Here is a 13,525-nt window from a genome sequence, read left to right as displayed (position 1 = left end):
GTACTCGGCTCCCGCGCTGCCGATCTTCGTCCGGCCGACCTGCAGCGACTTGCCGGCCTTGGTGGTCAGGACGTTCTCGCCCCAGGCGATCAGGTCCTGACAGGAGGCGTCGTCCGCCTGGCCGTCACCGTCGGCGTCCTGGCACGGCACCTCTTGGAGGATGCCGTTGACATACAGGCGGGCCTGCTTGGAGAACCCGTCGTACACCAGCGCCAGGTGGTTCCAGTCGGTCACGCTGCTGAACTCCGTGTTGGCCAGGCGCACGGTCGAGGCGTCGGTGCCGTCCTTGTCCGTCAGGGCGATCTCCCAGCTGCCCAGGCCGTCCGGGTTCGCCGGATCGGGGACGAAGCGCATGGCGAAGGGGCTCCGGCTGGTGCCTTCCGCGCTGACCACCGTCGCGTTCTGCGCGGGGGTCGAGGCCGCCTGTGCCCAGGCGGTCACGGTGAAGCTGGAGCTGGTGTCCACCGGCATGGCCGAAGCGCTGGCGTAGCCCGCCGTGCCGTCGAGTTCCAAGCCGCCGTCCATGAAGCCGGTGCCGATCTGTGCGCCGCCCTGCAGAGCGAGGGCGGACGCGCGGCCGGTGTCGTCCGGTGAGGCGGAACCGCTGCCGCCGTCCAGCTTCCACCGCGCGTTGAGCAGGGGGCGCTGCCGGAACAGCTGGCGTACTTCGTCGGCTGAGACCGGCCGGTCGAACAGGCGGACATCGTCGATCTGCCCGGGGAAGAAGGAAGCGGGCGCGCCGTCATAGTTGCCGGCGCCGATCTGCAGCGCGCCGCCCGCGTACCAATCGGCCTGCAGTTCCGTCGATCCCGCCTGGACGCCGTTGACGTAGAGGATGAGTTTGTTGGCGACGGTGTCGTGTACGCCCACCAAGTGGGTCCAGGTGTCGGCGTATGCGGTCTGGCCCTCGGCCTGGAGAGCGCGGATCGGCGTGGCGTCCGAGGCATCGGCCGAGTATTGGTTGAACGCCCAGCGGTTGTAGGCGCTGGAGTAGTACAGCTCCATGCCCGGCCGGTGCTGACCGGTCTGTGCCGCGATGATCGCGGCGTGGTCCGGCTTGGTCCTGGGCAGTTTCGCCCAAGCCGAGACGGCGAAGCTGCGCTGGTTGTTCAGCAGCGGCCGACCGGTGCTCGCGTAGTCGTCGATTCCGTCCAGCGTCAGGGCCTTGCCGGCGATTCCGGGTGTGCCCGCGGTCGGACCGCCGGAGAACGTGGCGTCCGGGACCTCGGCGAGCCCGGTGAGGTGAGTCGCGTCGGCGGACTCGTCCATCGGGAACACCGCTCGGGCCGGCCGGCCGGAGATGATCGACTCTTTGCCGTAGAGCCGGGTCACCTCACCGGCAGCGAGCGGCTTGTCGAAGATCTGCACCTCGTCGATGGCGCCGGGGAAGAAGGAGTCGGGCTTGCCGGTGTAGGAGCCGGCGCCGATTTGCAGGCCGCGCCGGGCGTTCCAGGGCGAGTCGTACGTGGTGCTGCCCACGAGGGTGCCGTTGACGTACAGGTTCATCTGGTCGCTGCTGGCACTGAAGGTGCCCACCACGTGGGTCCACGCCCCGGCCTTGGCCCCGCCCGCGGTGGCCGGCATGGCCCGCACGATGCTCGCGTCGGGGCTGTCGGCGCTGTACTGGTTGAACGCCCAGCGGTTGTAGCTGCTGGAGTAGTACAGCTCGAAGCCCGGGGAGTGGTTGCCGGGCTGGGCCGCGATGATCGCGGCGTGGTCCGGCAGGGTGGACAGCTTCGCCCACGCCGAGACGGAGAAGCCGGTGGAGGTGTCCACGGTGGGGATGTCGGTGACCGCGTAGTCGTCGACCCCGTCGAAGGAGACCGCGGTGCGCTTGGCGCCCTCGACCCGCGGGGTGGGGCCCCCGCGCAGTTCCGCGGTGCGTTCGAGGGCCTGGGCCTGGGCCGCGTCGGATCCGGCGGCGTCGTCGAGCTGCCAGGCCGCGCGTTCGGGCTGTCCGGCCTTGACACGGAACTGGTAGGTGCGGATCTCACCGGCGTTGCCGGCCGTGTCGAGGGCCCGGGCCGTGACGAAGTTGAGGCCCGGCCTGGCCGGCAGCATCCGGGCGACCTTGGCCGCCCCGGCGGAGGTGGTGATCGTGTTCTTGGAGGTCGGGTCGCCGTTGATGCCGAACCAGTACTTCGTGACGTCGGCGTCGACGGCCTTCAGCGTGAACGACCCGTACTGGCCCACTCCGTCGTACCAGGGGTCGTCCGGATCCTCCGGATCGGAGGCCGGGTACTCGCCGGAGACGATCGAGGGGGCCTTGGGCACCTTGGTGTCGTAGGTGAAGTAACAACCGGTGGGGTCACCGGCGTTGGACCACGGGGAGTACTGGGCACCGTCGTAGCTGCGCACGTACCAGTTGATCTGCTTGTTCTCCGGTATGGAGGAGGGCAGGCCGATCGCGAAGTCCGAGCCGGACTTCTTGTAGCCGGTGCGCGCCGGCCTCCAGCGCGCGATGCTGCCCTTGCCGTCACCGGCGTCCCAGGCCGCCTGGAACTCCAGGGCGACGTTGTCGCCGTCGGGATCGGTGATGTTGTTGGCGTAGATCTTGCCGAGGGTACGCACGCGTGCGGCGTCGGCCGGCTTCTTGCAGGTGCCGCCGTACTCCATGGTCAGCTGCGACATCTTCACCTGCGAGGGCGGGCGGTTGTACTTCACTCGCAGATAGGCCTTGTCGGAGAAGCGCTTCCAGCCGTAGATGTCACTCTCGCTGGACGCCTGCATGCCGAACGTCATGGCCGGGGACTTGGCGTTGGCCGCGGACTGCACCGCCGACTTGACGTCGAACTCGGCGTCCTTGGCCGAGCAGCCCTCGTAGCCGTGGGCGAAGGACTCCGTCTTCAGCTTGTCGATCCAGAAGCCACTCGCCGTTTGGGAGTTCCAGGTGGTCGACGAGGAGATGTCCTTGGTCCGCCACAGCTCCACACCGCGTTCGCCGCAGGACGCCGACCAGACGTTGCGCACCACGAACTCAGCGTCGAGGATGGACTTGCCGGCGAACTTCGACACCGGAATGCGGTAGAAGAGCCGCTTGGTGTCATACGGCTTGCAGTAGTACCAGCCGCAGTAGCCCAGGCCCGCGTTGTCCTCGCCGTTGAACTTCCACTGCGGCGACGAGGCCCAGTACTTGGAGACCATCGTCCACGCCGAGGCGCGCGGCGAGTACCACTGAGGGTCGATGAAGACCGGGTAGACGGTGTCCTTGCCCTTCAGCACATTCGCGTCCGGGGTCAGCACCAGTTCCTTGTCCCCGGCGGGGACGTCCACCGCGACCGGGGCGAGTTTCGCCGACTCCCCAGCCGCGGGCTCGTCTTCCGGTGCGGAGACGCCCGCACTGCCCGACGCCGATGTGACCAAGGGCGACTTCACGGAGGCGGCCTTGGCCGAGGACGGCTTGGTGGTGGCCGACAACTTCGTGGCGTCCTCGGCGGCTGCGGCGCCGGGACCGGAGTCCCACATCACCGGTTGGGGCGCCTCGAACACGGCACTCCTGGCACCCCGGTCCACGGCTTCCAGGCCGCCCTGCGCGTTCTCGCGCACGTCCATGCCGTCGGCGGAGAACCTCAGCCGCAGTTCGGCCAGTTCCTCACTCGCCGCAGCCTTCGCGGACTTGACGACGAGTAACTGGGTGAAGCCGTCCTCCTGAGCGCCCATCCGCAGGTCCACGTCCGGGAGCACGTTCTCGTACGTGGCGGTCGCGCCGTCCAGGACCGGAGCGGGCAGTTTGTCCGGCCAGGACAGGGAGAGTTCGCGGCCCGCCTTCTCCATGCGCACCAGCGGGGCATCCCCTCCGGCGGAGAACGCCAGCCCGACCGTGGTGGCGCCGGGTGCCACTGTCCCCTCTGGCGTCTTGGCCAGGTCGGTGTCGACCGGCTCCCACTTGCCGTTCACCCGGGTCCGGATGGGACGCAGATACTCGCGTGCCTCCAGGTTCCCGTCAGGTGTGGCGTACACGTCGCCGCTCTCCGAGCGGAGCGAGGCCACTTCGACGTTCTCGCCGGTTCGCCCGGCCTTCGCCAGGGCCTCGTCCGTGGTCGTCGGCGACGCCGGATCGCTTCCCTTCCCGGCGGTTGCGCCCGCTTGGAGCGAGCCCGCTCCGGAGCCGGCGGCCGCTGAGGCCGCCGGTACGACTCCCGCGGCCGTCACCAGCGTCAGCGCCAAGGCCATTATCCGGCCACGTCTTCGCGATAACACGCGCCCCCGCATGCAAGCCCCTTGATGAGAAGTCAGCGACAGTCGCTGACAGAGTGATCAGCGCACGAATGTTATGTAAGGAAATTGTTAAGAGCCACTGGTGAAGTCGTATATATCGGTTATTTACCTATGTCTGAAAGGTGACAGTGAACACGTTTGACGGGGCGCGACTTCCCTGAAACACACCGAGGGGAACGGCCCGTGCGGCTTGCCGCACGGGCCGTTCCCCCGTTCCGGGCGTGGGGCTCTAGAAGAAGCCGAGCTTCTTCGGGGAGTACGACACCAGCAGGTTCTTCGTCTGCTGGTAGTGGTCCAGCATCATCTTGTGGGTCTCGCGCCCGATCCCCGACTGCTTGTAGCCGCCGAAGGCGGCGTGCGCCGGGTAGGCGTGGTAGCAGTTCGTCCACACCCGGCCCGCCTGGATCGCCCGCCCGGCCCGGTACGCGGCGGTGCCGTTCCGGGTCCACACGCCCGCGCCCAGCCCGTACAGCGTGTCGTTGGCGATCTCGATCGCGTCCGAGAACTCCGCGAACCGGGCCACCGCCACCACAGGACCGAAGATCTCCTCCTGGAAGACGCGCATGTGGTTGCCGCCCTCGAAGATGGTGGGCCGCACGTAGTAGCCGCCCGCCAGCTCACCGCCCAGTTCGGCGGGGGTGCCGCCGGTGAGGACTCGGGCGCCCTCCTGCTTGCCGATGTCGAGGTAGGAGAGGATCTTCTCCAGCTGGTCGTTGGACGCCTGCGCGCCCATCATGGTGTCGGTGTCCAGCGGATGGCCCTGGACGATCTTCTCCGTACGGGCCACGGCCGCGTCCATGAAGTCCTGGTAGTGGCCGTCCTGGATCAGCGCGCGCGACGGACACGTGCACACCTCGCCCTGGTTGAGGGCGAACATGGTGAAGCCCTCAAGGGCCTTGTCGAGGAAGTCGTCGTCGGCGGCCGAGACATCGTCGAAGAAGATGTTCGGGCTCTTGCCGCCGAGTTCCAGCGTGACCGGGATCAGGTTCTCGCTCGCGTACTGCATGATCAGCCGGCCGGTCGTGGTCTCGCCGGTGAAGGCGACCTTGGCCACCCGCGGGCTGGAGGCCAGCGGCTTTCCGGCCTCGACGCCGAAGCCGTTGACGATGTTGACGACGCCGGGCGGCAGCAGGTCGGCGATCCGGTTCATCCAGACGTGGATGGAGGCGGGCGTCTGCTCGGCGGGCTTGAGGATCACCGCGTTGCCCGCGGCCAGCGCCGGGGCGAGCTTCCAGGCGGCCATCAGGATCGGGAAGTTCCACGGGATGATCTGGGCGACCACGCCCAGCGGCTCGTGGAAGTGGTACGCGACTGTGTCGTCGTCGATCTCGGAGAGGCTGCCCTCCTGGGCGCGCATCGCCCCCGCGAAATAGCGGAAGTGGTCGATGGCCAGCGGGATGTCGGCGGCCAGGGTCTCCCGTACCGGCTTGCCGTTCTCCCAGCTCTCCGCGACCGCCAGCTCTTCGAGGTGCTGCTCCATACGGTCCGCGATCCTCAGCAGCACCGCGGCGCGCTCGGCGGGCGCGGTACGGCCCCAGGCGGGCGCGGCCGCGTGCGCGGCGTCCAGGGCCCGTTCGACGTCCTCGGCGGTGCCCCGGGCGATCTCGGTGAACGGCTGCCCGTTGACCGGCGTCGGGTTCTCGAAGTAGCGGCCCTTGGCGGGCGGTACGTACTCCCCGCCGATCCAGTGGTCGTAGCGCGGCTGGTAGCTGACAACCGATCCCTCGGAGCCGGGGTTTGCGTAACGCGTCATGGGGGCGGCCCTCCCTGTCGTGCCTGCGGGCTCCGCCCGCCACGGGACGGGCGGAGATGAGGGGAGGCTAGACGTGGCAACGTTGCGGCAACGTTGCGTCCCCGTGATCGTCCTCCCGCAGGCCGTCCTCCCGGGCGGGGTCCGCCAGTCCGTACACCTCGCGCAGCCGCCGCACCCGCGCCGCCGGGGCCGCCCGGCCGGGGGAGTGCGGGGGATGGGCGGCCAGCAGCGCCTCCGCCACCTCCAGGTCGTCCTCGCCCCAGGGCGTCTGCGCCCAGCGCCGCAGCAGCTCCGGGTCACCGCCGGACAGCACGGCCTGCCGCAGCCCGTCCTCCAGGTCCCGCCGCATCCGGCACACCCCGGGCGCCTCCGACATCGGCAGCAGCGGCCCCGGATACGCCCGCAGGGCCGTGGCCACCTCACCGGCCGCCAACTCCTCGGCTGCCAGGCTCATATCGGTGCGCACCGGCGCGCACAGCCGGTACGGGCGCGAGCCCAGCAGCGGGCCCACCAGGCGGCGCAGCCGGGACAGCTCGGCGCGCAGCGTCACCGGCGACCGGTGGTCGGCCCGCGGCCCGTACAGCTCCAGCGCCAGCCGGTCGCCGCTGAGGCCCTCCGGATGGCCCGCGAGCAGCACCATGATCTCGCTGTGCCGCCGCCCGAGCCGCAGCCGCCGCTCCTCGGTGACCAGCAGCGCCTCGTCACGGCCCAGCGCCGTCAGCGCTACGCGCGGTCCGCGCGCCGGGGGCGCCAGGGCGGCCAGCTGCGCCTCGGCGGCACGGGCGGTCGCCTGGACCAGGGCGAGGCTGTGCGGGGCGGCCAGATGGTCGCCGCCGGTGAGGTCCACCGCGCCCAGCAGCCGCCCGGAGTGCGGGTCGTGGATGGGAGCCGCGGCGCAGGTCCAGGGCTGCACGCTGCGGTTGAAGTGCTCCGTGGCGAAAATCTGCACCGCATGGTCGACGGTGAGCGCGGTGCCGGGGGCGTTGGTCCCGGCGTGGCGCTCGTCCCAGCGCGCCCCGGCCACGAAGTTCATCCGCTCGGCCCGGTGGCGCATCCCCGTGTGTCCCTCCACCCACAGCATGCGGCCGAGGTCGTCGCAGACCGCGAGGAGATGGGCGCCGTCGTGCGCGATGCTCCCGAGCAGCTCACGGAAGAGCGGCATCACCCCGGCCAGCGGATGGTCCGCCCGGTACGCGTCCAGCGCGTCGTCCGCCAGATCGATCGGTGCCACGCACTCCTGCGCCACCCGGGCGTCGGCGGAGCGCCGCCAGGAGTCCGCCACCACCGGGCGGACGGTCGGGCCCACGGCGCCCTCCGTCAGGAACGCCTCGTGCGCGCGGCGCACCGCACGGGTGCGCTCCGCCGGATCGGTGCCGGACGCCATCGCCAGCCAGGGATTGACCACGGGGCCTCGCTCAACGGTACGGAGGGTCGGATGGGTCGGAGGGTCAGGTGGGCGGGGCGGCGGGGACGGCGCAGCCGCTGGGCGCGGGGGCGGGTGCGAAGCCGGGCGGTGAGGCGTAGCCGCAGGAGTGGCAGATCTTCCACCCGTCCTGGTTGACGGCGAGTTGGCCGCCACAGCTCGGGCACTGCTCGGAACTCATGATCGATCCTTTGGTTCATGCGCAACGGGCCGGTCAGGGCCACCCCAGCGCTCAGATTTCCTTGTGAGGCGGATGCCCCGCAATAGTCAGAACAAGCCGCGTTGCGATACGGCTCCGATGCGGGATCGGTTCATCGGAGCGCGGGTTTTCGGCGCATGCGTGCGGCATGTGCGTGAGGCGCTTGCGCGCTGGGCTACTGGCGGGTACGAAGGAGCCGGGAGCACCTGGCTCCCGGCTCCGTTTGCTGATCGTCCGCGTCAGTTGACGGCCTGCATCAGCTGATGGCCTTGATCAGCTCTCCGCTGGTGGTGTCGCCGCTCAGCTCCCAGAAGAAGGTGCCGCCGAGGCCCTGCTGCTGCTTGTAGGTCATCTTCCCGGCGATGGTGGCGGGGGTGTCGTAGCTCCACCACTGGTTGCCGCAGTGCGCGTAGGCCGTTCCGGCGACCGTGCCGGTGGCCGGGCACTTGCTCTTGAGCACCTTGTAGTCCTCGATGCCCGCCTCGTACGTCCCCGGCGCGGCGCCGGTCGCGGTGCCGCCCGGGGCGGCCTGGCTGACGCCGGTCCAGCCGCGTCCGTAGAAGCCGACGCCCAGCAGCAGCTTCGAGGCCGGGACGCCGAGCCCCTTGAGCTTCTGGATCGCGGCGTCGGTGTAGAAGCCCTGCTGGGGCAGGCCGCTGTAGGAGGTCAGCGGCGAGTGCGGGGCGGTCGGGCCCTGGGCCGCCCAGGCGCCGAAGAAGTCGTACGTCATGGGGTTGTACCAGTCCACGTATTGCGCGGCGCCCGCGTAGTCGGCGGCGTCGATCTTGCCGCCGGAGGAGGCGTCGGCCGTGATCGCGGCGGTGACCAGGTTGTTCTGGCCGAACTTGGCGCGCATCGCGGCCATCACGTTCTTGAACGCGGCCCGGCCGCTGGTGTCGCAGGTGTTGCCGCAGGCGTTGGGGTACTCCCAGTCGATGTCGATGCCGTCGAAGACGTCCGCCCAGCGCGGGTCCTCGACCAGGTTGTAACAGGACTCGGCGAAGGCCGTGGGGTTCTTGGCCGCCTCGCCGAACCCGGACGACCAGGTCCAGCCGCCGAAGGACCACAGGACCTTGAGGTTCGGGTGCAGCTTCTTGAGCTTGCGCAGCTGGTTGAAGTTGCCGCGCAGGGCGCCCGCGTCCCAGGTGTCGGCCTTGCCGTCGACGCTGCCCGCCGCGTCGTACGCCTTGTCGTAGTCGGCGTAGGCGTCACCTATCGCGCATTTGCCGCCGGTGACGTTGCCGAAGGCGTAGTTGATGTGGGTGAGCTTGGCGGCCGACCCGGAGGTCTCCACGTTCTTGACGTGGTAATTCCGCTGGTAGATGCCCCATTCCGTGAAGTAGCCGACCACCTTGTTGCCGGCCGCCTGTGGAGCCTTGGCGCTGGTGGGGGACTCCGCCGCCGGGGCGGTGCCGGGGCTGGCCGTCGCCGCGCCCGCGAGCAGGGTGGCGGTCAGCACCGCCGTCGAGAGGGCCGCGAGGGCGGCCCGTAGTCCGCGTGGTCTGAGCATGGGTTCTCCTCGGTGGGGGGTGAGGGGAGATGAAGTGCCCGACGACCTGACCCGATATTGACATGCACGCGCAGGGCAGGGTGGGAGAACGGTAGGAGGACTAGACCAGTGGGGTCAATGGTCTGGGCCAATCCGGTCCGGGCAACACCCGGACGGGCGAACTTTGTTGAAGATCGATACACCGGTGACGCGGGCCCCTCGATCGGGCATACTCCAACCGCCACGGTGCAGGTCATCACCCGTTCGCGATCCGGCGGGAGGGCCGGCTCGACGGCAGGACACGGGCGGCGCCGCCCCACCGGGCGCGTAGCCGCCGCCGCGCCCTACAGGGAGAGGAGAGCGCCGCCATGACCGACCACGGCCCGCAGCCGGTGGAACGCGAACTGCCCACTGAGGAAGCCCGCGACCTGATCTCGCTCGTCCGCGAGCTGACCGAGCGGGAGATCCGTCCCCGCGCCGCCGAGGAGGAGGCCGCCGGGCACTTCCCCCGCGAACTGTTCACCCTGCTGTCCGAATCGGGGCTGCTGGGGCTGGTGTACCCGGAGGAGTTCGGCGGCGGCGACCAGCCGTACGAGGTCTACCTCCAGGTCCTGGAGGAGCTGGCCGCGGCCCGCCTCACCGTCGGCCTCGGCGTCAGCGTCCACACCCTGTCCTGCCACGGCCTCGCCGGATACGGCACCAAGGAGCAGCTGGCCGAGCACCTTCCGGCGATGCTGGGCGGCGGGCTGCTCGGGGCGTACTGCCTCTCCGAGCCCTCCTCCGGGTCCGACGCCGCCGCCCTCACCACCCGGGCCACCCGGGAGGGCGACACGTGGACGCTGGAGGGCGGCAAGGCGTGGATCACCCACGGCGGCATCGCCGACTTCTACACCGTCCTCGCCCGTACCGGCCCCGAGCGCACCCGTGGCATCAGCGCGTTCCTGGTACCCGGTGACGCCCCCGGGCTCTCCGCCGCCGCCCCCGAGCGCAAGATGGGCATGAACGGGTCGCCCACCGCGCAGATCCACCTCGACCGGGTCCGGGTCCCCGACACCCGCCGGATCGGCGAGGAGGGCCAGGGCTTCGCCATCGCCCTGTCCGCCCTCGACGCGGGCCGCCTGGGCATAGCGGCCTGCGCGATCGGCCTCGCGCAGGCGGCCCTGGACGAGGCGCTGGCGTACACCGCGCAGCGGCGGCAGTTCGGCCGTCCGATAGCCGACTTCCAGGGGCTGCGGTTCATGCTGGCCGACATGGCCACCCAGATCGAGGCCGGGCGCGCCCTCTACCTGGCCGCCGCCCGGCTGCGGGACGCGGGGCGGCCGTTCTCCAAGCAGGCGGCCATGGCCAAGCTGTTCTGCACCGACACCGCGATGCGCGTCACCACCGACGCGGTCCAGCTGTTCGGCGGCTACGGCTACACGGCGGACTTCCCGGTCGAGCGCTATATGCGCGAGGCCAAGGTCCTCCAGATCGTGGAGGGCACCAACCAGATCCAGCGCGTGGTCATCGCACGCAGCGTCGCGGGTCCGGAAAGCCGGTAAGGGCGGTCAGGGGGCGCGGCGGTGCCGGGCCCCCACCGTTTCCGCGTTCGCTACGAGTGCGACGCGGCGTGGCGCGGCGTCATCGGCGTCCTGATCGGGCGCGACCCCGGGCCGCCGATGTGCGAGAAGGGCTGCTTCCGCCAGTCCAGGCCCTCCGGGAGCGTCAGCAGCAGCGCCGCGTCCTGCTCGTGCGCGTCGAGCGAGGCGTCCGCGGCGGCGGCCTCCGCCACTCCGCGCCCGGTACCGGCACACACCGTCAGCCCGAACGGGTTCCACGGAGACGGGCACAGCGCGTGCTCCGGCAGGACGTCCTCGTCCGCGAGCAGGGCGATGGGCTGCGCGCAGTCCGGGCAGATGACCCGGAACATCTCGTAGGTCTCGTAGGTTTCGACGTCGCCTTCGTCGAGGCGCTCAACATGCGGCATGAGATTTCCCCCTCGGGTGGGCTGGCCAGGCGCGTCGGCCTCGACCACAGCAAGCATTTCCCTTGCCGCCGCATAGGTAATCGCCGCATCCCATAGGACACCCATGAGGAGATGTGGTGTTCGTCACATGCCCCGTGCAGATGCGTCGCGCCGCACCGGGTAAACGGGTGCGCCCGCTGTGCCCGGACGCCTCCGACCACATAAGGTGATCGGCTGTGGAGGAGTTGGACAGACAAATCGTGGAGCTGCTCGTCAAGGACGGGCGGATGAGCTACACGGACCTGGGCAAGGCCACCGGCCTGTCCACATCGGCCGTGCATCAGCGGGTCCGCCGCCTCGAACAGCGGGGGGTCATCCGCGGTTACGCGGCCGTCGTGGACCCGGAGGCCGTGGGGCTGCCCCTGACCGCCTTCATCTCGGTGAAACCCTTCGACCCCAGCGCGCCGGACGACATCTCCGACCGGCTCGCCGAGGTGCCGGAGATCGAGGCGTGCCACAGCGTCGCGGGCGACGAGAACTACATCCTCAAGGTGCGGGTCGCCACGCCGCTGGAGCTGGAGCACCTGCTCAGCCGGATCCGCTCGCTGGCCGGGGTCTCCACCCGCACCACCGTCGTCCTGTCCACTCCGTACGAGGCGCGCCCGCCGCGCGTCTGACCGACCCCGTACGGGCCCGGCCGGACCTGTGATCCTCCGCGCCCGGAAACGTCCGAAAACCGACCCCGCGAGGCAGCCCGCCGTGAACGACCCGACCCCCGTCCAGGCCGACGAAGGCCGTACCGTCCTGCTGCGCGGGGGCGAGGTGCACAGCCCCGCCGACCCGTTCGCGACCGCGATGGTCATCGAGGGCGACACCATCGCCTGGGTCGGCTCCGAGGGTGCCGCGGACGGCTTCGCCGACGGCGTGGACGAGGTGGTGCGGCTGGACGGGGCGCTGGTGACCCCCGCGTTCACCGATGCGCATGTGCACACCACCGCCACCGGACTCGCCCTCATCGGCCTCGATCTGACGGGCGTCCCCACCCTCGCCGAAGCCCTGGAGCGGGTGCGTGCGCACGCCGCCGCCCACCCCGCCGACCCGGTGCTTCTCGGCCATGGCTGGGACGCCAGCGGCTGGTCCGGGGGCCGCCCGCCCTCCCGCGCCGAACTGGACGAGGCCACCGGCGGCCGGCCCCTCTACCTCAGCCGGGCCGATGTGCACTCCGCGGTGGTCACCACCGCGCTGCTCGACCGCGTCCCGGACATCACCGGACGCACTGGCTACCACCCCGACGCGCCGCTCACCGCCGACGCCCACCACGCCGTACGCGCCGCCGCGTACGCGAGCGTGACGGCGCGGCAGCGCGAGGACGCCCAGCGCGCCGCCCTCGCCCACGCCGCCTCGGTGGGCATCGGCTCGGTCCACGAATGCGCGGGCCCCGGCATCTCCGGCGAGGACGACCTCACCGGGCTGCTGCGGCTCGCCGCAGGGGAGCCGGGACCCCGGGTCCACGGCTACTGGGCCGAGGCCGTGACGAGCGCCGCCGACCTGGAGAAGGTACGGGCGCTGGGCGCCGCCGGGGCCGCCGGAGACCTCTTCGTGGACGGCTCCCTCGGCTCCCACACCGCCTGCCTCCGCACGCCGTACGCCGACGCCCCGCACAGCGGCACCGCCTACCTGGACGCGGCCGCCGTCGCCGCCCATGTCGCCGTCTGCACCGAGGGCGGCGTCCAGGCCGGGTTCCACGCCATCGGCGACGCCGCCGTCTCCGCCGTCGTCGAGGGCGTACGGGCCGCCGCCGACACGGTCGGCCTCGCCCGGATCCGCGCCGCCCGGCACCGCGTCGAGCACGCCGAGATGCTCACCCCCGAGTCCATCGCCGCCTTCGCCGACCTCGGCCTCACCGCCTCCGTCCAGCCCGCCTTCGACGCCGCCTGGGGCGGCGAGGAGGGCATGTACGCCCAGCGGCTCGGCACCGAGCGGGCCCGCACCCTCAACCCGTACGCGGCGCTGCTGCGGGCCGGGGTGCCCCTGGCGCTCGGCTCCGACAGCCCCGTCACCCCGCTGGACCCGTGGGGCACCGTGCGCGCCGCCGCCTTCCACCGCACCCCCGAGCACCGGGTCTCCGCCCGCGCCGCCTTCACCGCCCACACCCGCGGCGGCTGGCGGGCCATCGGACGGGACGACGCGGGCGTCCTCGTGCCCGGCGCGCCCGCCGACTACGCGGTGTGGCGGACCGGCGAACTCGTCGTCCAGGTCCCCGACACGCGGGTGGCGGACTGGTCGACCGATCCGCGCTCCGGCACGCCCGGGCTGCCGGACCTCACTCCCGGCGGCCAACTGCCCGTGTGCGTGCGCACGGTGGTGGCCGGACGCACCGTGCACAGCCGTCCGGACGAGTGACGCGACGCGTTCGCGTACCGCCGAACGATGTCCCACCGGCCTGTCGCGGCGGCTGAACATTGTCCGTACTGACCTGTCATTTGAGGAAACGGCGC

The 13,525-nt window shown here is 71.1% G+C and carries 9 protein-coding genes; 3 read left to right on the top strand and 6 right to left on the bottom strand.

From position 1 onward, the window contains the following. From SSOG_RS07270 to SSOG_RS07255, 5 genes are all read right to left on the bottom strand, one after another. The coding region (locus SSOG_RS07270; RefSeq protein WP_208867335.1) for a LamG-like jellyroll fold domain-containing protein at positions 1 to 4,173 on the bottom strand (4,173 nt) is incomplete at its 3' end. Between the two features lie 274 nt (positions 4,174 to 4,447). After that, positions 4,448 to 5,971, bottom strand: a complete 1,524-nt coding sequence (adh, locus tag SSOG_RS07265; protein WP_009713562.1) for an aldehyde dehydrogenase — start codon at positions 5,969 to 5,971, stop codon at positions 4,448 to 4,450. A gap of 67 nt (positions 5,972 to 6,038) precedes the next feature. Then, positions 6,039 to 7,376, bottom strand: coding sequence for a GAF domain-containing protein (locus SSOG_RS07260; protein WP_078510262.1), 1,338 nt, complete (start codon positions 7,374 to 7,376; stop codon positions 6,039 to 6,041). A gap of 43 nt (positions 7,377 to 7,419) precedes the next feature. After that, positions 7,420 to 7,575, bottom strand: a complete 156-nt coding sequence (locus SSOG_RS53330) for a hypothetical protein (protein ID WP_167542471.1) — start codon at positions 7,573 to 7,575, stop codon at positions 7,420 to 7,422. Between the two features lie 274 nt (positions 7,576 to 7,849). Beyond that, positions 7,850 to 9,103 carry a glycoside hydrolase family 18 protein gene (locus SSOG_RS07255; protein WP_009713560.1) on the bottom strand — a complete coding sequence of 418 codons (1,254 nt, stop codon included), beginning with the start codon at positions 9,101 to 9,103 and terminating at the stop codon, positions 7,850 to 7,852. A gap of 347 nt (positions 9,104 to 9,450) precedes the next feature. Between SSOG_RS07255 and SSOG_RS07250 the strand changes: the two genes are divergently transcribed. Next, a complete protein-coding gene (locus SSOG_RS07250; protein WP_009713559.1) occupies positions 9,451 to 10,623 on the top strand; it encodes an acyl-CoA dehydrogenase family protein in 1,173 nt (390 codons plus the stop codon). A 50-nt stretch (positions 10,624 to 10,673) separates the two neighbouring features. Here the strand turns inward: SSOG_RS07250 and SSOG_RS07245 are convergent, their stop codons facing one another. Continuing rightward, the gene (locus SSOG_RS07245) at positions 10,674 to 11,105 is read right to left on the bottom strand and encodes a hypothetical protein (protein ID WP_009713558.1); all 432 of its coding nucleotides are present in this window, start codon (positions 11,103 to 11,105) and stop codon (positions 10,674 to 10,676) included. 158 nt (positions 11,106 to 11,263) lie between these two features. Here SSOG_RS07245 and SSOG_RS07240 point away from each other — a divergent pair, with 158 nt between their 5' ends. Continuing rightward, positions 11,264 to 11,704 carry an Lrp/AsnC family transcriptional regulator gene (locus SSOG_RS07240; RefSeq protein WP_009713557.1) on the top strand — a complete coding sequence of 147 codons (441 nt, stop codon included), beginning with the start codon at positions 11,264 to 11,266 and terminating at the stop codon, positions 11,702 to 11,704. A gap of 82 nt (positions 11,705 to 11,786) precedes the next feature. Next, on the top strand, positions 11,787 to 13,430 hold the full coding sequence (locus SSOG_RS07235) for an amidohydrolase (RefSeq protein WP_009713556.1): 1,644 nt from the start codon (positions 11,787 to 11,789) through the stop codon (positions 13,428 to 13,430). The last annotated feature ends 95 nt before the right edge of the window (positions 13,431 to 13,525 follow it).

This window comes from Streptomyces himastatinicus ATCC 53653, from assembly GCF_000158915.1.
Classification (GTDB): domain Bacteria; phylum Actinomycetota; class Actinomycetes; order Streptomycetales; family Streptomycetaceae; genus Streptomyces; species Streptomyces himastatinicus.
Note: the sequence above shows the minus strand (reverse complement) of the source record. Positions and strands in the feature narration are given on the sequence as shown.